The organism is Pseudomonas entomophila L48, from assembly GCF_000026105.1.
Classification (GTDB): domain Bacteria; phylum Pseudomonadota; class Gammaproteobacteria; order Pseudomonadales; family Pseudomonadaceae; genus Aquipseudomonas; species Aquipseudomonas entomophila.
This window is the reverse complement of record NC_008027.1, coordinates 4,409,488-4,428,634: the sequence shown is the minus strand read 5'-3', so window position 1 is coordinate 4,428,634 and position 19,147 is coordinate 4,409,488. Positions and strand designations below refer to the sequence as shown.

Genomic DNA, 19,147 nt, shown 5'->3' with positions numbered 1-19,147 from the left:
CCCATGGACGATCTTCGCAATGCCGTGACCCTCAGCGTCAACGGCCTGGACTACGGCGGCTGGACCAACGTCAGCATCAGCGCCGGTTTCGAGCAGCAGGCGCGCAGCTTCAAGCTTGGCATCACCTGGCAATGGCCGGGGCAGGGCGCGGCGGTGCGTATCGTGGCGGGCGACCGCTGCGAGTTGCGCATCGGCGCCGACCTGGTGCTGACCGGCTGGGTCTCGGCCACGCCGATCAACCATGGCCACCAGCAGACAGGTCTGACGGTGCAGGGCGAGTCGTTGACCGTCGACCTGGTCGAATGCTCGGCAATCAACCAGCCGGGCCAGTGGCGCCAGCAGCGCCTGGAGCAGATCGCCACGGCACTCGCCGCTCCCTACGGGGTGCGCGTGCGCAGTGAACTGGGGCCGCTCAAGCCGATCGCCCACCATGCGATCCAACCGGGCGAGACGGTGTTTCAATCCCTGGACCGCCTGCTGACCGTGCAGATGGCGTACTCCACCGACGACGCTGAAGGGTGCCTGGTGTTGATTCGCCCGGGCAGCGGTGGGCAAGCCTGCGATGCCCTCGAGGTGGGCCGCAACGTGCTGACCGGCAGCGCCGCGCTCAGCCAGCAGAAGCGCTTCGCCGAGTACCGTGTGTGCGGCCAGCGCAAGGGCAAGGATGGCGAGGAGGCGCGCAAGGCCTGCGAGGTGGAGGCCACGGCGTTCGACCCGGCGGTGCGCCGACGGGTATTGCTGATCAACGAAAGCCGAGCGATGAGCGAAGCCGACGCCCAGCGCCGCGTCGCCTGGGAAGCCCGCAGCCGTGAGGCGCAGACCTGGCAGGCCACCTACAAGGTGCAGGGCTGGCGGCAGTCCAACGGCGAACTGTGGCGGCAGAACACGCGGGTGCGGGTCCTCGACCCGATCATCGGCCTGGACCGCTGGATGCTGATCGCCAAGGTCACCTACGACCTTGACGCCAACGGTTCGCTGACCACCCTCGAGGTCGCGCCGCCAGCCAAGTTCGAACTCAATCCGATCGATCCGCAGCGGCCCAAGGCCGCCGCCAGCTGATCGATCCCGACAGAGGCACATCCCCATGAACCTACTCACGCGCATGCTGGCGCGCGGCAGCCTGGTGCTCGCCCAATCCGCCGGCAAGCTCCAACGCCTGCAGATGCGCCTGCTGGCCGGGGAGCTGCAGGACGACCTGGAGCACTTCGAACCCTATGGCCTCACCAGCCACCCCCACCCTGGCGCCGAGGGGGTCGTCGCCTTCATTGGTGGCGACCGCTCCCACGGCGTGGTGCTGACCCTGAGTGACCGCCGTTATCGCCTGCAGGCCCTGGCCCCCGGTGAAGTGGCGCTGTACACCGACGAAGGTGATCGCCTGCACTTCAAGCGCGGGCGGATCATCGACATCGAAACCGAGACCCTGAACATCCGCGCCGGCAAGGCGGTGAACATCGATTCGCCGCTGCTCAGCCACAGTGGGCGCATCGTCTCCCAGGGCGACCAGGTGGCCGCCGGCATCAGCCAGGTCCAACACGTCCACGGCGGCGTGCAGGGCGGCAACGGCCAGACCGGGAGGCCGGCATGAGCCTGACGCCTGCGACAAAGTCAGGCCTTGAGCGGGCCGTGCTGATCAGCCTGTTCAGCTGGCGCCGCGCGGCGCCGGACGACCCGCTCGACGATGAGCAGCGCCACGGCTGGTGGGGCGACAGCTTCCCGGAAGTGGCCGACGACCGCATTGGTTCGCGGTTGTGGCTGCTGCAGCGGGTGAAGCTGACCGAGCAGACCCGCCGCGACGCCGAATTCTATGCCCGCGAGGCCTTGCAGTGGCTGGTCGACGACGGCCATTGCCGCGCGCTCGAAGTGCGCGGCGAACGCCGCGGTCTGCAGCGGTTGGCCTTGCACACCACATTGGTGCTCGCCGATGGCGAGCGCCTGGAGATCAACCTGGGAGACAGCTGGCAGGTGAACTATGCCCTTTGAAACCCCGAATCTGGCGCAACTGATCGACCGTACCCAGAACGACCTGGGCCGCGCGCCGCTGCGCCGCGCCGACGCCCAGGTCCTGGCCCGGGCCATCAGCGGCGCCGCCTATGGCCTCTACGGCTACCTGGACTGGATCGCCGAGCAGATCCTCCCGGACAGCGCCGACGATGAAACCCTCGAGCGCATGGCGGCGCTGCGCCTGAAGCAACCGCGCAAGGCCGCCCAGCACGCCACCGGCAAGGTGGCCTTCAGCGCCCTTGCCGGTGCGCGGCTGGAGCCCGACACCTTGCTGCAGAGCGACGATGGGCGCAGCTACCGCATCAGTGAAACACCGGTGCTGGTGGCAGGCGTCAACGAAGTCGCGATCGAGGCCCTCGACCCCGGCACCGCCGGCAATGCCGAGGCCGGGCTGGCACTGTTCTCGGTGCAGCCCGTGGCCGGTGTCGGCGGGCCTTTCAGCGTCATGGCGCCGGGCCTGCGCGGCGGCGTGGCGGCCGAGAGCCTGGAGGCCCTGCGGGCGAGGGTGATCCGCTCCTACCGCGTGATCCCCCATGGCGGCTCGGCCGACGACTACGTGACCTGGGCGCTGGAATGCCCCGGCGTAACCCGTGCGTGGTGCCGGCGCAACTACTTGGGGCCGGGCACCGTGGGTGTGTTCGTGATGCGCGACGAGGATGCCGAGCCTTTGCCGGACGCCCAGCAACTGGCGGCGGTCAAGGCCTACATCGAGCCGCTGCGGCCGGTCACCGCCGAAGTGCACGTGCTGGCGCCGTCGCCGATCGCCGTGACCTACCGCCTGCGCCTGACCCCCGACAGCAGCGCCGTGCGCGCCGCCGTCGAGGCGCAATTGGCCGACCTGCACAAACGCGAAGCCGAACTGGGCCAGCCCTTGCTGCTCAGCCACATTCGCGAAGCCATCAGCGGTGCCAGTGGTGAGCGCGACCATCGCCTCGACTGGCCCAGCAGCGATGTGCCGGCGCAGCCCGACCAGCTGCTGGTGTACGGAGGTTGCCAATGGCTGGAGTGAGAACCGCCGACGACTACCACCAGCAACTGCGTGCCCTGTTGCCCAGCGGCCCGGCCTGGGATCCGGAACGGGTGCCGGAACTGGATGAGGTACTGGCCGGTGCCGCCGAGGAACTGGCGCGCCTGGACGGGCGCATCCGCGACCTGCTGTTCGAGATGGACCCGGCGACGTTCAGCGAGTTGGTGGCGGACTGGGAGCGCGTGATGCAGCTGCCCGATGCCTGCCTCGGCCCGTCGGCGGCCTTCGAGGATCGCCGCCTGGCCGTGCGCCAGCGCCTGCTGGCGGTGGGCGGGCAGCACGTCGCCTACTACCTGGAACTGGCCCGCGGGCAGGGCTACCCGTCGCCGAGCATCACCGAGCACAAGGCGCCGCGCTTCGGCCGCGCGCGCTTTGGCCGGGACTGTTTCGGTACCTGGCAGGCGCAGTTCATCTGGACCCTGAACACCGGCGGGCGCCAGCGCCTGGGGCGGCGCTTCGGTGCCAGCTATTTCGGCGAGCGATTCGGCGTCAATCCGGGGAACGCCCTGGAATGCCTGATACGGCGCAGCGCACCGGCGCACACGCAGGTGCGGATCAATTACGACTAGAGGAAAGCAACGTGGATTATCCGAAAAGTGTTCCCAGCGTCGGGCTGGTGAACGGCAAGTTCGTTGACGAAAACCCCGCGACGGGGATGCCGGGGTCGCTGATTCCGGCGAGTTGGGGCAATGCCGTGACCGAGGAGCTGGTCAATGCGATCCAGGCCGCCGGCATCGTTCCGGCGGAGAACCGCAACGACCAATTGGTACTGGCTATCCGGCAACTGGCCAAACTGGACCCGATGCAGAAATTTCCGGTGCAGGTGTACCGCAGGAACCTGATCATCAACGGCAACTTCGATTACTGGCAGCGTGGGACGTTGAACCCGGCCACCAACATCGGCGGGTATGTGGCCGATCGCTACCGCTGTGACTGGGACGCCAACGCAGGGGTGGTCATCTCCCGGCAGAGTTTCACGCCAGGGCAGTCCGAGGTGCCCAACGAACCGAAGTACTTCCTGCGTTGGCACCAGACGATCGCCGGCACTGGCAGCACCCAGCACCTGATCACCCAGGCCGTGGAGGGGGTGGGTACCCTCGCCGGCAAGAAGGCGACGCTGAGTTTCTGGGCCAGGAGCGACGTGCTGCGCAGCATTAGCGTGAGCTTCCGGCAGACGTTCGGCACGGGCGGTTCGCCCTCGGCAGGTGTCGGCGTTGGGGCAGGCCAACTGAACATCACCACTACCTGGCAGAAATACGTGGTCGTGGTGCAGTTGCCTTCCATCGCTGGGAAGGTGCTGGGTACAAACGGCAACGACTACTTGCGGGTGGAGTGGAACCTGCCCTTGAACGCCCTGCAAATGTTCGACCTGGCCCAGGTGCAACTGGAGGAGGGGCCCGTCGAGACACCGTTCGAACAACGCAGTGCGATGCAAGAACTTGCGCTGTGCCAGCGCTACTACGAGAAGACCTTCGACCTGAACACCAAGCCAGGCCACAACCAGGGCTGGACGGGCGGCATGTTGGTGTCCTGGGTCTATGCGGGGCAGACCAACTCGGCGTCGCAACCCTACACGCAGTGGCCTTTCAAGGTGGAAAAGCGTGCGGTACCCAGCATCGCGTTGTATTCCCCGTTCGGCGGCACGGCCGGGCAATGGCGCTCGGGCAGCGACACGCACTCCACGGCCAACGCTGCCGTGTTGTACACCGGTACCCGCGGCGCCATTGTGTACAACTCGGATGTCGCGGCTCCTTCACAGGCCTATTACATCCACGCAACGGCCGACGCCGAACTCTGAGGAGCAATCATGGCATATCAACTGACCAGCAGTGCCGACCTGGTACTGCGCCTGGAGGATGGCGCCACCGTCCCGCGTGGCCATCGCTTCTGGGACGAATACGAGTCCTGGCTGGCAGCCGGCAACACGCCTGCGCCGGTGGAGAAGACGGGCAGTGTTTCGGATGAGAAGCACTGGCGTGATGCCCAGATCGCCCGTTTGCGTTGGCTGCGAGAACGTCACATGGACGAGCAGGCATCCGCAGGGCCCACGACTTTGACGGGCGAGATGCACAAGCAACTGCTGGCCTACCTGCAAGCGTTGCGTGACTGGCCGCAATCTGCGGCTTATCCAGACGCTTCGCAGCGTCCTGGCGAGCCGGACTGGCTGGCGTCGCAACTGCGCCAGCAATGACGCGACGCGCAAGCGTCACAAGCAACGCCCGCCCCGTCGAGGCCTTGAAAAGGACTTGGAGAGGTTTTCCCGGTGCAGCCGGGCGGGCGCGCTTTCTATAGTCGGACGCAGACAGGCATTGGCCTGCTCACGCTTTCGCCGGGTTGTCCTGGCGTTGACATCTCCAGGACCTCGCACATGTTCCAAGACCTGCGCTGCGGCCACTGCCACAAACTGCTGGCCCGCATCACCCCCGCTTCCGAGCTCCAGATCAAGTGCGGCCGTTGCCGCACCTTGAATCATGTGAAAGCCACGCGCTTCGAGCCATCGCCTTTGAGCGAGCCGTTGGCGGCCCCGGCCGCCGTTCGATCAGACTGCCATGGAGAACACACCGATGCCGCTCACTGAACAGCAGCTCAAACAGATCTACCCGCTCGCGGGCCAGCGTGCCGCGACCTTCCTGCCAGCCCTCAACGAAGCCATGGGCCATTGGGAAATCGACCACCCCAAACGCGTTGCCGCGTTCCTGGCCCAGGTCGGGCACGAATCCGGCCAACTGCGCTACGTCAAGGAGCTCGGTGGCGACCGCTACCTGGCACGCTATGACACCGGCAGCCTGGCCGTGCGCCTGGGCAACACACCGGAGGCCGACGGCGATGGCCAGCTCTATTGCGGGCGCGGCCTGATCCAGGTGACCGGGCGCAACAACTACCAGGCCTGTAGCCGGGCACTGTTCGGCGACGAGCGTCTGCTGGCCCAACCGCAGATGCTCGAGCAGCCGCGCTGGGCCTGCGAATCGGCGGCCTGGTTCTGGCACTCGCGGGGGCTCAATGCCTTGGCCGACCGCGGCGAGTTCAACCGCATCACGCGCCATATCAATGGTGGCCTGAACGGCTTGGCCGACCGTGTCGAACTCTGGGACCGGGCGCGCGAGGTGCTGTGTTGAGCCGCCTGCAACTGGGCCTTTGCGCCGTGCTGGTGCTGTCCAGCGCGGCGCTGGCCTGGCAGGTCCAGGGCTGGCGCTACGAGCGCCTGCTGGCCGAGTCCGAGGCGTTGCAGGCGCAGCAGAAGGTCGAACAGGTCGAGGCGCTCAATGAGCAACTGCTTGCCGAACGCGACCGGCGCCAGGCCCTTGAGCAACGCCTGCACAACGATGAAACCCGTCATTACCAGGAGCTTACCGATGCCCAACAGACTCAGGCTCGCCTGCGTGATCGCCTTGCTACTGCCGATCTTCGGCTGTCGGTCCTGGTCGAGCGCGACACTGGCTGCGCCGCAGTGCCTGCCACCACCGCCACCGGCGGCGTGGATCATGGCGCCGTACGCGCCCGACTTGACCCGGCGCATGCTCGACGAATTGTCGCCATCACCGACGACGGCGACCGCGGACTGATCGCCCTGCGCGCCTGCCAGGCCTATGTGCGCGCGCTGGCGCCGTGAAGGGTGGTAGGGTAGGGCGCAATCTTGCCAGGAGCCAGAATATGGACCCGATCACCGCGCTTTCCACCCGTCTGGGCGAACACCTGCGGCGCTTGAATGCCCAGGTGACCACCGCCGAGTCCTGCACCGGCGGCGGCATCGCCGAGGCCATCACCCGCATCCCGGGCAGTTCGGCCTGGTTCGAGGCCGGCTATATCACTTACTCCAACGCGCAGAAGACCCGGCAGCTTGAGGTACCCGAAGCGCTGTTCGCCCAGGTGGGCGCGGTCAGCCAGCAAGTGGTCGAAGCAATGGTACGCGGAGCCCGGGCGGCCAGTGGCGCGCGCTTCGCCGTGGCGGTCAGCGGTGTGGCCGGGCCCGACGGTGGTTCGCCGGCCAAGCCGGTGGGCACCGTATGGCTGGCCTGGGCCGACGGTGAGCACGTGATCAGCGAGCGCCGCCACTTCGACGGCGACCGCGAAGCAGTGCGCCGACAGACGGTGATCGCCGCGCTAGACGGCTTGTTACAGCTTGGCGCGGAGTAAATCGCCCGGTGGGGGTTTGCGGAAACGAATCCCTGTGGAATAATACTGGCTACTTATACAGTTGTTCCGGCCGTCAGGGCCAAGTCGATCACGTGAGGATTTCAATGGACGACAACAAGAAGCGCGCCTTGGCTGCGGCCCTGGGTCAAATCGAACGCCAATTCGGCAAGGGCGCCGTCATGCGCATGGGCGATCACGAGCGCCAGGCCATCCCCGCCATCTCCACCGGTTCCCTGGGCCTGGACATCGCCCTCGGCATCGGCGGCCTGCCAAAAGGCCGTATCGTCGAAATCTACGGCCCGGAATCCTCCGGTAAAACCACGCTGACGCTGTCGGTCATCGCCGAAGCCCAGAAGAACGGCGCCACCTGCGCCTTCGTCGACGCCGAACACGCCCTCGACCCTGAATACGCCGGCAAGCTGGGCGTCAACGTCGACGACCTGTTGGTCTCCCAGCCGGACACCGGTGAGCAGGCCCTGGAAATCACCGACATGCTGGTGCGCTCGAACGCGGTCGACGTGATCATCGTCGACTCCGTGGCCGCACTGGTACCGAAGGCCGAGATCGAAGGCGAGATGGGCGACATGCACGTCGGCCTGCAGGCCCGCCTGATGTCCCAGGCCCTGCGCAAGATCACCGGTAACATCAAGAACGCCAACTGCCTGGTCATCTTCATCAACCAGATCCGTATGAAGATCGGCGTGATGTTCGGCAGCCCGGAAACCACCACCGGTGGTAACGCCCTGAAGTTCTACGCCTCGGTACGCCTGGACATCCGCCGTACCGGCGCGGTCAAGGAAGGCGATGAGGTGGTCGGTAGCGAAACCCGCGTCAAGATCGTCAAGAACAAGGTTTCGCCTCCCTTCCGCCAGGCCGAGTTCCAGATCCTCTATGGCAAGGGCATCTACCGCAACGGCGAGATCATCGACCTGGGCGTGGCTCAAGGTCTGGTGGAAAAATCCGGTGCCTGGTACAGCTACCAGGGCAACAAGATCGGTCAGGGCAAGGCCAACGCCGCCAAGTACCTGCAAGAGAACCCGGCCATTGGCGCCGAGATCGAGAAGCAGATCCGCGAGAAACTGCTGACCGCTGGCGCCGTAGCCGCAGCGGCCAAGGCGGCTGCCGCCGAAGCCGATGCCGACGACATGGCTGACGCCGACGCCGGTTATTGATCTGCCCCATGTCCGCCGTACTCGACACCCCCGTCGCCGTTCGGCGGACCGCCATGGACCTGCTCGCTAGACGCGAGCATGGTCGCGTCGAGCTGACCCGCAAGTTGCGTCAGCGTGGCGCACCGGATGAGCTGATCGAGCCCGCGCTCGATCGGCTTGCCGAAGAAGGGCTGCTTAGCGAAGCCCGCTATCTCGAAAGCTTCATCCGTTATCGTTCCAATGCCGGCTATGGTCCCGCGCGTATTCGCGAGGAGCTTGGTCAGCGTGGCCTCGACCGTGGCGATATCGACCAGTCACTGCGCGAAAGCGAGGTGGATTGGGCGGCTCGGTTGGAGGAAGTCTGGCAACGCAAGTTCGCCGGGCAACGCCCGCAAGACCCGCGCAGCCGCGCTCAGCAGACCCGCTTTCTCGCCTACCGTGGTTTTTCCATGGAGATGATCGGGCGCCTGCTTAGCGGCCGCGACCTCTACGACTGATGGCCCGCAGGGCTGCCCTTCTAATCGGGCAGCGCTGCGGGCCATTTTGCGTTCAGCTGACTTTCAAGGCTTCCCTTGCTCGCTGAGTGGTGTGTATGGGCTGGGGCTTGGCCCAGTTTTCCGGCAGGTTGATGAAGTCAACCAGCTCACGCAGGCGTCCCTGGTCGCGACCGTTGAAGGCGAAGGTCAGGCGCGTCAGGTGGCTGAAGTTGCCTTCCTCGTGTTCGGCGCCACTGTCCGCTTGCTGGTGGAACCTGCCGCTCAGGCGCAGGTCGGCGAACCCTTCCTCGATATCGTGCAGCGCCCCTTCGCTGAGGCGATGGAGCATGCGAATCACGAACTGGTTCTTCAGCCAACGGCTGGAGTGGTAATTGCTGTAGAACTGGTTGATTTCCTCCACCGCCTCGTCGGCGCTGTGCACCAGGCGCAGCAGCTTCAGGTCGCTGGGCAGGATGTAGCGGTTCTCTTCCAACTGCCTGCCGATAAAGTCCAGACAGTCGCGCCAGAAGCTGCCGCCGGGCGAGTCCAGCAACACCACGGGCACCAGCGGGCTCTTGCCGGTCTGGATGAGCGTGAGTACTTCGAGGGCCTCGTCGAGGGTGCCGAACCCGCCTGGGCACAGCACTAGGGCATCGGCCTCCTTGACGAAGAACAATTTGCGAATGAAAAAGAAGTGGAACGGTAGCAGCTTGTCGGTGCCGTCTACCGTTGCGTTGGCGTGTTGCTCGAAGGGCAGGGTGATGTTGAACCCCAGGCTGTGCTTGGTGCCGGCACCTTCATGGGCGGCGGCCATGATGCCGCCCCCGGCGCCGGTGATGACCATCAGGTCCGAGCGCGCCAGGGTCGCTCCCAGCTCACGGGCCAGGGCATACATCGGGTGTTCGAGCGGGGTGCGCGCCGAGCCGAACACGGTAACCTTGCGCCGCCCTTTGTAGCGTTCCAGCGTACGGAACGCATGATCGAGTTCGCGCAGGGCCTGCAAGGTGATCTTGGCATTCCAGCGGTTGCTGTCGTCGTGGGCCATGCGCAGGACGGTCAGCATCATGTCACGGTAGAGCGGCAGGTTGGGGCTGTTCGGCGCGACCAGTTGCAACTGTGTGTCGATGTGGCTCAGGTCGATGCCGTTGTCCTTGAAATGGTTGAACAGGCGCTCGTTCGTTTGGTAGGGCATTAACGTCTCCTTCTGCAGCAAAACCTCTGACCGGGCCGATGGCGGTGTCCCGGCCGCGACACTGCGTGTGTCGCTGGCTGCTGTGGCCCGAGTGTGCGCCTCGGGCATTGCAGTAGGCCTTCAAGGCCATGTTGCAGTGGCAAGTCCATCTTATTGTCGTTGTGAGGTGCTCGCTTTCAATCTAGACGCTGGCACGGCTTCGCGCCGCCCCAAACTGAACAGGCCGTCGGTCGGGTTGGAACCTGCCTGGCAGAGGCTTTGGTTTACTGGAGGTGCTGTTGCGCGCGATGCGCGGAGGTGGCGTTATGCATCGGCTGGTGATCGAGGTGGATGGGCAATTGCTGCAGTGCCTGGCGCGGGAGGCCCGGGTTCATCATCTGAGCCTGGAGGGGGAGTGTTTGCGACGCCTGCAGGGCACCGAGCCCCATTCGCGCTATGTGCAGGCGTTGCTGGCGGAGCTGCGCGCCGATGAGGAGCAACTACGCGCCAGCCACAACGGTCGGACCGCCTGAATCACTTCTTCTTGTTGCCAGACGCGCAGCTGGCCGCGTCGAAGGCCTGGTCCATGACTGGCTGGTTGGTCTTGTAGACGGTGAAGCGATAAACCAATACCGCGCCCTTGGACATCAGTTGGCGGTAGCCATTGTTGCGGCAGACACTGTCGCCCAACTGGCTGCGGACCAGCTGTGGATTTTCTCGCATGCGTTCGGCGTGGCTCTCGCGCACGCTCAGGTGGTTGACCAGGGCCTTGCCCTTCTCGACGGTGTAGCCCTGGTCGAGGATGTCTTCGTTGATGGCCCGCGGGGTACCAACGCTGCTTTCCTTGGCGACCTTCTCCAGCATCTGGGTTAGCTCGTATTCCTGCTTGGACGCCGCCTGAGCAGCCAGAGGCAGGGCGAGCAGCAGGCTCAGGGTCGGGGCAATAACACGCAGCATGGATCTCTCCTGGTTCGATGACTGGCGCTTTGACCTGCGCCGGCGGGCGGCGTTCCATGGAACCGCTGGGTTTCCCGGCCGCCAAAGCTTGCGATTATAAAGGACCCCTCGGCATGCCTGCACGGCAAATGACACGCCGTCTGGTAGACTGGGGCCTTGTTACCCGCCGAGTCGTACCCGTGTTCCTCCTCTTTCAATACCAAGGTCTGCAGCCATGAGCCATGCGGTAGCGCGGCTGCGCGCCGAGCGCCTGGCGCGCAGCATCAAACCCTTCGTCGCCCGTGGCTCCCGGGCCGAACGCTGCCCGGATTGTCGGGTAATCGCCACCCATTGCCTGTGTGCCTGGAAGCCACGGGTGCAGGCCGAGTCCGGCGTGTGCCTGTTGATGCATGACACCGAACCATTGAAACCGACCAATACCGGCTGGTTGATCGCCGACCTGATCGAGGACACCTCGGCATTCGGCTGGCTGCGTACGTCGGTGGACGAAGGGCTGCTGGCATTGCTCGAGCACCCCCAATGGCAGCCGTATATCGTCTTCCCGGGCGAATTCGTGGCTGAGGAGCGGGTGGTCAATGAAGTCGTGCGCCAGCCGGGCAAACGGCCATTGTTCATTCTGCTCGACGCCACCTGGACCGAAGCGCGCAAGATGTTCCGCAAGAGCCCCTACCTGGACCGTTTCCCGGTGCTGAGCCTTGCGGTCGAGCAGATGTCACGCTATCGCCTGCGCCGTTCCAAGCGCGACGATCATTTCTGCACTGCGGAAGTGGCGGCCATGTGCCTGGACCTGGCCGGCGACAGCCAGGCCTCCCAGGCCCTGGATGCCTACCTCGATGTGTTCAGCCTGCACTATCTCAGCGGCAAGCGTCGCCTGCCGCTGGACGATCAGGACGAGGTGCATCGGCGTTTGCATACCTTCCTATAGTCCAAGGGGCAGGCGCGACGGATTGGTACATACTGTCCGGGCTGGCAGCCAGGGTAGGCGGGGGCGACCGGGCAATTGGCTTGACCACCCGGGGCGTGCTCGGCATCCTTGGCGCCGCTTCAGGCATGACGAAGCTGCCGTTACCCCGGACTTCGCCGTGCCATCCCGGCCAGCGGCCTTGCCGCTCGTGCCTTGAGTTGCCCGCCAGGCGTATTCCGTACCCCCGCGCCTGGCACAGAACAGGATCCCTAGATCGATGGCCACATACGAAATCCTGATTGCCGATGACCACCCGCTGTTCCGTAGCGCACTGCGCCAGGCCGTTACCCTCGGCCTGGGCCCGGACGTGCGCCTGGTCGAGGTGGCGAGCATCGCCGAACTGGAAACCAGCCTGACCGAGAAAGCCGACTGGGACCTGGTCCTGCTGGACCTGAACATGCCCGGCGCCTATGGTTTCTCTGGCCTGGTCCTGTTGCGCGGGCAGTACCCGCAGATCCCTGTGGTGATGGTCTCGGCCCAGGAAGAGGCGGCGGTCGTGGTGAAGTCCCGCGAGTTCGGCGCCAGTGGTTTCATCCCCAAGTCCAGCGAGCTGGGCAAGATTCAGGAAGCGGTGCGCAATGTGCTCGACGGTGATGTCTGGTGGCCGCCGCAGGCATTCGAAAAGGTCGATGTATCGGCTGAAGCCAAGGCCGCCAGCGAAGGCCTGGCAAGCCTCACGCCCCAGCAGTTCCGTGTGCTGACCATGGTCTGTGAGGGCCTGTTGAACAAGCAGATCGCCTATGAACTGAATGTTTCGGAGGCGACCATCAAGGCTCACGTGACGGCGATCTTCCGCAAGCTCGGTGTACGCACACGGACTCAGGCGGCTTTGCTGCTGCAACAACTTGAATCGGTTTCGGGCAGCTAAGTGCCCGAACGTTCACGCTTTTTTGACTCGAACTGAACTAGCCTCCAGGCCTTTCAACGGTGAAGTGACGCACCCATGTCGCCATTCAAGGGCCAGACCGGCCTCAAACGCATCTTCAACGCCGCCGGCTACTCGCTGGATGGCCTGCGCACCGCCTTCAAGGGCGAAGCCGCCTTCCGCCAACTGGTGCTGCTCAATGTACTGTTGATCCCGACGGCCTTCTGGCTGCCGGTCAGCCGTGTGGAGCGGGCAATCCTCATTGCCGTGTGCTTGCTGGGGCTGATCGTGGAGTTGTTGAACTCCGCCGTCGAGGCGGCCATCGACCGCATCTCCCTGGAGCGCCACCCCTTGTCGAAGAACGCCAAGGACATGGGTAGCGCCGCGCAACTGGTGGCCATGAGCATGGTGGCCGTGGTCTGGGGCGTGATCCTGCTGGGCTAGTGCTCAGGCGATCGGTGGCAGGACGATTTCGTCACTGCGCCGTACACCTGCTGTGAAGCTACGGCACAACTCAAGAAATTCGCGCATGGCTGAGGTCTGGTACTTCTGCTTGTGCCAGATGAAGTAGAACTGCCGCAACAGGTCCAGTGCCGGGGTTTCCACCGGCACCAGGCTGCCGCGTCGGAAGGCGTCACGCAGCGCCAGGCGCGAGATGCAACCAATCCCCAGGCCTGACTCGACCGCGCGCTTGATCGCTTCGGTGTGCTCCAGTTCCAGGCGGATGTTCAGGTTGGCGCGGTGATGGCGCATGGCTTGGTCGAAGGTCAGCCGGGTGCCTGATCCCTGTTCACGAAGAATCCACGCTTCATTGGCGAGTTGCTCCATGCCGGCGTGGCCGACCTTGGCCAATGGATGCTGTGGGGCGCAGAACACCACCAGTTCATCCTCCACCCAAGGCTGCACTTCGAGGTCGGGATGGTTGCAATCGCCTTCGATTAGACCCAGGTCAATTTCGTAGTGGGCAACCTGATGCACGATATGCGCGGTGTTCTGCACGTGCAGCTTGACTTGGCTTTCCGGGTGCACCTGCATGAAGCTGCCGATCAGCAGGGTGGCCAGGTAATTGCCGATGGTCAGGGTGGCGCCGACCGCCAACGAGCCAAACCCCGATTTGCCGTTGAGCAGGTCCTCGATTTCCTTGGCCTGATCGAGCAGGGCGACGGCCTGGGGCAGCAGTTGGTGGCCCAGGGCGTTCAGGCTCAGGCGCTTGCCTGCGCGGTCGAACAGTTGGCAGCTGGATTGCCGCTCCAGCTCGGTGATAGAGGTGCTGGCGGCCGATTGCGACAAGGCCAGCACGCCAGCGGCCCGGGACACGCTCTGGTGCTGGGCGACGGCGACGAAGACCTGGAGTTGACGGAGTGTGAATCGCATATCTATATAACCGATAACACATATCTTGATAATTCAGTTAACAGATATTGTCGCTGCCCCTAAACTATCGCGCAACTGCGCGTCTTGCGCGCGCCGCGTCTTTCTTCAGGAGCCCCTTAGATGAGCAACATGAACCACGAACGTGTCCTCAGTGTGCACCACTGGAACGACACCCTGTTCAGCTTCAAGTGCACCCGCGACCCGGGCCTGCGCTTCGAGAACGGTCAGTTCGTGATGATCGGCCTGCAGCAGGACAGCGGCCGTCCGCTCATGCGCGCCTATTCGATCGCCTCGCCAAACTGGGAAGAGCACCTGGAATTCTTCAGCATCAAGGTGCCGGACGGCCCGCTGACCTCCCAGCTGCAGCACCTGAAGGAAGGCGACGAGATCATCATCAGCAAGAAACCCACCGGTACCCTGGTGCTCGACGACCTGAACCCGGGCAAACACCTTTACCTGCTGAGCACTGGCACTGGCCTGGCGCCGTTCATGAGCGTCATTCAGGATCCGGAAACCTACGAACGCTTCGAGAAAGTGATCCTGGTCCACGGCGTGCGCTACGTGAACGAGGTCGCTTACCGCGAGTTCATCACCGAGCACCTGCCGCAGAACGAGTTCTTCGGCGAGTCCGTGCGCGACAAGCTGATCTACTACCCGACCGTGACCCGCGAACCCTTCGAGAACCAGGGCCGTCTGACCGACCTGATGCGCAGCGGCAAGCTGTTCAGCGACATCGGCCTGCCACCGATCAATCCGCAGGACGACCGCGCCATGATCTGCGGCAGCCCGAGCATGCTCGACGAGACCAGCGAAGTGCTCGACAGCTTCGGCCTGAAGATCTCCCCGCGCATGCGTGAGCCAGGCGATTACCTGATCGAGCGTGCATTCGTCGAGAAGTAAGGCGGACTCCGGTAAACGCAAAAACGCAGGCCTGGGCCTGCGTTTTTTTATGCCTGCGAGATCGCGATTGCCATACAGGTACCCTGTAGGAGCCAGCTTGCTGGCGAAAGGGCCGGGCCTGCAAACAGATGGGCTTCAGCCCTCCCGGACCACCTCCAACACCCGGATTCGATCCGGTTGTGGGTAATGCCACCTGACCTGCACATCCCAGAACTTCACCCCATAAACCCGTTCCGCTGGTGGCACTTGATAGGCTGGTCGAGGATCCTGTGCCAGGCACTGCTCGATCAGTTCCACCAGTGGTTCATGCAGGCGCTGTGCCTGATCATGGGCCTGGGGCAGGGCGTTTTCGCTCCATTCGACGATGATCGCCTCTGGTGCATCGCTGGCCATCAGGTTGCTCGCGCCGGCAATGCTGTCCGCATAGGGCACATAGGGCTTGATATCCAGCACCGGCGTGCCATCCAGCAGGTCGATGCCCGACAACAGCAAGCGCCCGGGCTCGATACCTTCCAGGCGCACCACCGACTGCCCGATGCCATTGGGGCGGTGGGTGGCCCGGGTGGCGAATACCCCCATGCTCTTGTTGCCCCCCAGGCGGGGTGGCCGCACTTTCAGCCGTGGCTTGTCCTCCAGCGCCTCATGGAACAGGAACAACAACCAGACATGGCTGACCTGCTCCAGGCCCGCCACCGCATCGCCATTGTCGAACGGGGGCAACAGTTCCAGCACGCCACGAGCAGCGGGTGCCAGCTGCGGCTGGCGCGGGATGGCGAACTTCTCCTTGAAGCAGGAGTGGACGATGCCGACTGGCGAGACCGTATGCTGCATCGCCGGTCAGCCGCGCACGCGAAGTGTCAGGCCCTTGAGGAAGTTGCGCAGCAACTGGTCGCCGCAAGGGCGGTAGTTGTCATGGCCGACCTTGCGGAACAGGGCGCTGAGTTCGGGTTTCGAGACCGGGAAGTTCACCGACTTGAGCACCGCGTGCAGGTCGTCTTCCTTCAATTCAAAAGCCACTCGCAGTTTCTTCAGCACGGTGTTGTTGGTGACCGGCACTTCGACGGGCTGCGGTGGACGGCTATCGTCACGCCCGCGACGGTGAATCACCAGGCCGTCGAGAAAATGTGCCATGACGTTTTCCGGGCAGCGCACGAAACCAGGTTCTTCTTCTTTCTTCACGTAGCCGGCGATGGCCTCGGCGGTGACCTCCAGGCCGGAGAGCTTGATGATCTCGGCCATCTTCTGGTCGTTGGCCTTGAGCATGTAGCGCAGGCTGCGCAGTACATCGTTGTGGTTCATTGCAGCGAATCCTGTTCAGGTGCCGCGCCCTCAGGGGCACGGCGGTGAGGCTAGAAACGTTCGGTGGCGGCCAGGTAGCGCCACTGCCCCGACGGCAGCTTGCCCATCGACACGCCGCCCAGGCGGATACGGCGCATGGCCAGAACCTTCAGGCCGGCGGTCTCGCACAGTTGCTCGATCAGCCCCGGCTGCGGGTTCTTCAGGACCATGCGCAGGTGCTGTTCGTTCTGCCAGCTGGCCTTGGCCCGTGGCAGTTCCACGCCCTTGCGCTCCACACCGCGGGCAAGGCGCTCCAGCGCGCCGGGCTTGGCTTCGCCGCTCACCTGGACGATGTATTCCTGCTCCATGCGGCGCAGGTCTGCGTCGAGCTTGCGGGTTACCCGCCAGTCCTGGGTGAACAGCTGCAGGCCGGTGGCGCCGGGTAGCAGCGGGGCAATACAAGCCTGGCGGGCAAAATGCCCGTGCAGCGGGCGCACGCCTTCGCGGTGCGCTTCACTGAGGCTGGCCATGCTCATGCTGGCCTGGGCGGCTGCCGTGTCCTGGCCCGCCTGCTGGTTGAGCAGCAGCGTCACCGGCTCCAGGGTTTCGGCGCGGGCGCCGGGCAACAGTTCGACGCGCTGGTCGGCGACTTTGAACTGCGGTTGCTCGACCACCACGCCATCGACCGTGACCCAACCGCCTTCTATGTACAGTTCGGCCTCTCGGCGGGAGCAGCCAAGCTGTTCGATGAGGCGTTTGGAAAGGCGAATGGGTTCGGACATGGACACGGGTTTCACGAGGCAGGGAAAGCTTCCATTGTACCTGTCCGCGCAGGTCTGCGGCTGCAAATCGATGTCATTTCCGTCTTTTAGGAGAGGGAAGACGGTTTCGTTAGTGGAGGTCCTAGGGTGTTGTACGAACAAGCCTCATATGCAGTAGGGGGTAAGGCTGTCCAAGGCCATCTGTTTCCGAGCGGCCATACACCTCGAAGCCTTCGTGCAGGTAGAAGCCCAAGGCTTGTGGGTTTTGTTCGTTGACGTCCAGCCGCTCGGCGTTGAGTTCGTTTACCGCATGCCGCAGCAGGCGCCGGCCGATACCCTGGCCACGGTACTCGGGTGCGACGAACAGCATGTCGACGCGGCCGTTGGCCACGCCGGCAAAACCGAGGATGCGCCGCTTGCTGTCCTTGCAGCAGACCAGCATCACGGCATCGAGGTATTTGCACAGCACGTGCTCGCGCAACAGCACGATGTAGCCATCCGGCAGGAAGGCGTGAGTGGCGCGGACCGACGCCTCCCAGACCCGGACCAGCTCGGGGTAGTCGCTCAGGTGGGGCGTCTGCAGCGTGACGGTGGGCGACATCCGATGATCCTCAGGGCCATTGAGGAAAACATAGATGCAAAAAAATACCCCGCCAGTGGGCGGGGTATCTTCAGCTGGGCATCGTTCAGATGGGCTCGGCCCACATGTCATATTCATCGGCATCGACGATGCGGCAACGGACCTTGTCGCCCGGCTTGAAGCCATGGTCGCCATCGATGAACACGCTGCCGTCGATCTCCGGCGCGTCGAAGAAGCTGCGGCCGACCGAGCCCTGCTCCTCGACTTCGTCGATCAGTACTTCGATCTCCTTGCCGATGCGCTGCTGCAGGCGCGCGGCGCTGATCGCCTGCTGGTGGGCCATGAAGCGGTCCCAACGCTCTTGCTTGACGTCATCCGGCACTTCATCCAGGCCCAGATCATTGGCCGGGGCGCCTTCGACAGGCGAATACTGGAAGCAGCCGACGCGGTCGAGCTGGGCTTCGGTCAGCCAGTCGAGCAGATACTGGAAGTCTTCCTCGGTTTCGCCGGGGAAACCGACGATGAAGGTGGAACGAATCACCAGCTCCGGGCACTGTTCGCGCCAGTTCTTGATGCGCGCCAGGGTGCGGTCTTCGAAGGCCGGGCGCTTCATCGACTTGAGCACCTTGGGGCTGGCGTGCTGGAACGGGATGTCCAGGTACGGCAGGATCTTGCCGGCGGCCATCAACGGGATCACGTCGTCGACGTTCGGGTACGGGTAGACATAGTGCAGGCGCACCCAGGCACCCAGGCTGCTCAGGGCCTCGCACAGCTCGAGCATGCGGGTCTTGACCGGGCGGCCGTTCCAGAAGTCGGTCTTGTACTTGACGTCGACGCCGTAGGCGCTGGTGTCCTGGGAGATCACCAGGATCTCCTTGACGCCGGCCTTGACCAGGCGCTCGGCCTCGCTCAGCACTTCACCGACCGGGCGGCTGACCAGCTTGCCGCGCATCGACGGGATGATGCAGAAGCTGCAGCTGTGGTTGCAGCCTTCGGAAATCTTCAGGTAGGCGTAGTGGCGTGGGGTCAGCTTGACGCCCTGGGGCGGCACCAGGTCGATCAGCGGGTTGTGGTCCTGGCGTGGGGGAACCACCTCGTGCACGGCGTTGACCACCTGCTCGTATTGCTGCGGGCCTGTGACCGACAGCACGCTCGGGTGCACGTCACGGATGCTGCCTTCCTCGACACCCATGCAGCCGGTGACGATGACCTTGCCGTTCTCCTTGATCGCCTCGCCAATCACTTCCAGCGACTCGGCCTTTGCGCTGTCGATGAAGCCGCAGGTGTTGACCACCACCACGTCGGCGTCTTCGTAGGTGGGCACGACTTCGTAGCCCTCCATGCGCAGCTGGGTCAGGATGCGTTCGGAATCGACCAGGGCCTTGGGGCAACCCAGGGAAACGAAGCCGACCTTCGGGGTGGCGGGAGTGGTGGACATGGCTAACCTCGGTATTGAATACAGGTCGCCCGGCCGGTAACGGGGGGCGATTCTGGAGGGCGCTTTGGGC

Annotated in this window: 26 protein-coding genes; 18 read left to right on the top strand and 8 right to left on the bottom strand. The window is 64.4% G+C overall.

Translation table 11 applies throughout. The annotated features are described in order from the left end of the window. The first annotated feature begins 3 nt into the window (after nt 1-3). From PSEEN_RS19110 to recX, 13 genes are all read left to right on the top strand, one after another. Nucleotides 4-1,059 carry a phage baseplate assembly protein gene (locus tag PSEEN_RS19110; protein WP_011535200.1) on the top strand — a complete coding sequence of 352 codons (1,056 nt, stop codon included), beginning with the start codon at nt 4-6 and terminating at the stop codon, nt 1,057-1,059. A gap of 25 nt (nt 1,060-1,084) precedes the next feature. Further along, nucleotides 1,085-1,585, top strand: a complete 501-nt coding sequence (locus PSEEN_RS19105; protein WP_011535199.1) for a phage baseplate assembly protein V — start codon at nt 1,085-1,087, stop codon at nt 1,583-1,585. Further along, nucleotides 1,582-1,980, top strand: a complete 399-nt coding sequence (locus PSEEN_RS19100; protein WP_011535198.1) for a phage GP46 family protein — start codon at nt 1,582-1,584, stop codon at nt 1,978-1,980. The genes PSEEN_RS19105 and PSEEN_RS19100 overlap by 4 nt, the downstream gene beginning before the upstream one ends. Then, the gene (locus PSEEN_RS19095) at nt 1,970-3,010 is read left to right on the top strand and encodes a baseplate J/gp47 family protein (protein WP_011535197.1); all 1,041 of its coding nucleotides are present in this window, start codon (nt 1,970-1,972) and stop codon (nt 3,008-3,010) included. Before PSEEN_RS19100 ends, PSEEN_RS19095 begins: the two co-directional genes overlap by 11 nt. After that, complete coding sequence (locus tag PSEEN_RS19090; protein WP_044488366.1) at nt 2,998-3,597, top strand: YmfQ family protein; 600 nt, start codon at nt 2,998-3,000, stop codon at nt 3,595-3,597. Before PSEEN_RS19095 ends, PSEEN_RS19090 begins: the two co-directional genes overlap by 13 nt. Nucleotides 3,598-3,608: 11 nt before the next feature. Continuing rightward, nucleotides 3,609-4,826 carry a hypothetical protein gene (locus tag PSEEN_RS19085; RefSeq protein WP_044488363.1) on the top strand — a complete coding sequence of 406 codons (1,218 nt, stop codon included), beginning with the start codon at nt 3,609-3,611 and terminating at the stop codon, nt 4,824-4,826. A 9-nt stretch (nt 4,827-4,835) separates the two neighbouring features. After that, nucleotides 4,836-5,219, top strand: coding sequence for a phage tail assembly chaperone (locus PSEEN_RS19080; RefSeq protein WP_011535194.1), 384 nt, complete (start codon nt 4,836-4,838; stop codon nt 5,217-5,219). A gap of 177 nt (nt 5,220-5,396) precedes the next feature. Then, nucleotides 5,397-5,606 (top strand): Com family DNA-binding transcriptional regulator, encoded by a 210-nt coding sequence (locus PSEEN_RS19075; RefSeq protein WP_011535193.1) that lies wholly within the window; start codon nt 5,397-5,399, stop codon nt 5,604-5,606. Beyond that, nucleotides 5,593-6,144 (top strand): glycoside hydrolase family 19 protein, encoded by a 552-nt coding sequence (locus PSEEN_RS19070; RefSeq protein WP_011535192.1) that lies wholly within the window; start codon nt 5,593-5,595, stop codon nt 6,142-6,144. The genes PSEEN_RS19075 and PSEEN_RS19070 overlap by 14 nt, the downstream gene beginning before the upstream one ends. Continuing rightward, a complete protein-coding gene (locus PSEEN_RS19065) occupies nt 6,138-6,638 on the top strand; it encodes a lysis system spanin subunit (protein WP_011535191.1) in 501 nt (166 codons plus the stop codon). Before PSEEN_RS19070 ends, PSEEN_RS19065 begins: the two co-directional genes overlap by 7 nt. Nucleotides 6,639-6,679: 41 nt before the next feature. Further along, nucleotides 6,680-7,162, top strand: coding sequence for a CinA family protein (locus PSEEN_RS19060; RefSeq protein WP_011535190.1), 483 nt, complete (start codon nt 6,680-6,682; stop codon nt 7,160-7,162). Between the two features lie 104 nt (nt 7,163-7,266). Then, nucleotides 7,267-8,334, top strand: coding sequence for a recombinase RecA (recA, locus tag PSEEN_RS19055; RefSeq protein ID WP_011535189.1), 1,068 nt, complete (start codon nt 7,267-7,269; stop codon nt 8,332-8,334). 8 nt (nt 8,335-8,342) lie between these two features. Then, nucleotides 8,343-8,810, top strand: a complete 468-nt coding sequence (gene recX, locus PSEEN_RS19050; protein ID WP_011535188.1) for a recombination regulator RecX — start codon at nt 8,343-8,345, stop codon at nt 8,808-8,810. A 52-nt stretch (nt 8,811-8,862) separates the two neighbouring features. Here the strand turns inward: recX and PSEEN_RS19045 are convergent, their stop codons facing one another. Beyond that, nucleotides 8,863-9,981: an LOG family protein gene (locus PSEEN_RS19045; RefSeq protein ID WP_011535187.1), complete on the bottom strand. Its 1,119-nt coding sequence runs from the start codon at nt 9,979-9,981 to the stop codon at nt 8,863-8,865. Between the two features lie 305 nt (nt 9,982-10,286). Between PSEEN_RS19045 and PSEEN_RS19040 the strand changes: the two genes are divergently transcribed. Next, nucleotides 10,287-10,493, top strand: coding sequence for a hypothetical protein (locus PSEEN_RS19040; RefSeq protein ID WP_044488360.1), 207 nt, complete (start codon nt 10,287-10,289; stop codon nt 10,491-10,493). Nucleotide 10,494: 1 nt separating this feature from the next. On the opposite strand, the gene PSEEN_RS19035 is transcribed toward PSEEN_RS19040, so the two are convergent. After that, nucleotides 10,495-10,917, bottom strand: coding sequence for a quorum-sensing-regulated virulence factor family protein (locus PSEEN_RS19035; RefSeq protein ID WP_011535185.1), 423 nt, complete (start codon nt 10,915-10,917; stop codon nt 10,495-10,497). Nucleotides 10,918-11,131: 214 nt separating this feature from the next. Between PSEEN_RS19035 and PSEEN_RS19030 the strand changes: the two genes are divergently transcribed. From PSEEN_RS19030 to PSEEN_RS19020, 3 genes are all read left to right on the top strand, one after another. After that, a complete protein-coding gene (locus tag PSEEN_RS19030) occupies nt 11,132-11,842 on the top strand; it encodes a tRNA-uridine aminocarboxypropyltransferase (protein ID WP_011535184.1) in 711 nt (236 codons plus the stop codon). 256 nt (nt 11,843-12,098) lie between these two features. Next, the gene (erdR, locus tag PSEEN_RS19025; protein WP_011535183.1) at nt 12,099-12,749 is read left to right on the top strand and encodes a response regulator transcription factor ErdR; all 651 of its coding nucleotides are present in this window, start codon (nt 12,099-12,101) and stop codon (nt 12,747-12,749) included. A gap of 75 nt (nt 12,750-12,824) precedes the next feature. Continuing rightward, nucleotides 12,825-13,190 (top strand): diacylglycerol kinase, encoded by a 366-nt coding sequence (locus PSEEN_RS19020; protein ID WP_011535182.1) that lies wholly within the window; start codon nt 12,825-12,827, stop codon nt 13,188-13,190. A gap of 3 nt (nt 13,191-13,193) precedes the next feature. Here PSEEN_RS19020 and PSEEN_RS19015 read toward each other — a convergent pair whose 3' ends face one another. Beyond that, nucleotides 13,194-14,120: a LysR family transcriptional regulator gene (locus tag PSEEN_RS19015; RefSeq protein ID WP_011535181.1), complete on the bottom strand. Its 927-nt coding sequence runs from the start codon at nt 14,118-14,120 to the stop codon at nt 13,194-13,196. 120 nt (nt 14,121-14,240) lie between these two features. On the opposite strand from PSEEN_RS19015, the gene fpr reads away from it, so the two are divergent. Next, nucleotides 14,241-15,020 (top strand): ferredoxin-NADP reductase, encoded by a 780-nt coding sequence (gene fpr / locus PSEEN_RS19010; protein WP_011535180.1) that lies wholly within the window; start codon nt 14,241-14,243, stop codon nt 15,018-15,020. A 135-nt stretch (nt 15,021-15,155) separates the two neighbouring features. Here the strand turns inward: fpr and tsaA are convergent, their stop codons facing one another. From tsaA to rimO, 5 genes are all read right to left on the bottom strand, one after another. Further along, the gene (gene tsaA, locus PSEEN_RS19005) at nt 15,156-15,851 is read right to left on the bottom strand and encodes a tRNA (N6-threonylcarbamoyladenosine(37)-N6)-methyltransferase TrmO (RefSeq protein ID WP_011535179.1); all 696 of its coding nucleotides are present in this window, start codon (nt 15,849-15,851) and stop codon (nt 15,156-15,158) included. Between the two features lie 6 nt (nt 15,852-15,857). After that, on the bottom strand, nt 15,858-16,319 hold the full coding sequence (locus tag PSEEN_RS19000) for a YehS family protein (protein ID WP_011535178.1): 462 nt from the start codon (nt 16,317-16,319) through the stop codon (nt 15,858-15,860). Nucleotides 16,320-16,369: 50 nt separating this feature from the next. Then, nucleotides 16,370-17,080: an rRNA pseudouridine synthase gene (locus tag PSEEN_RS18995; protein WP_011535177.1), complete on the bottom strand. Its 711-nt coding sequence runs from the start codon at nt 17,078-17,080 to the stop codon at nt 16,370-16,372. A gap of 121 nt (nt 17,081-17,201) precedes the next feature. Then, a complete protein-coding gene (locus tag PSEEN_RS18990) occupies nt 17,202-17,660 on the bottom strand; it encodes a GNAT family N-acetyltransferase (protein ID WP_044488358.1) in 459 nt (152 codons plus the stop codon). Nucleotides 17,661-17,745: 85 nt separating this feature from the next. After that, complete coding sequence (rimO, locus tag PSEEN_RS18985) at nt 17,746-19,077, bottom strand: 30S ribosomal protein S12 methylthiotransferase RimO (protein WP_011535175.1); 1,332 nt, start codon at nt 19,075-19,077, stop codon at nt 17,746-17,748. Nucleotides 19,078-19,147 lie beyond the last annotated feature (70 nt).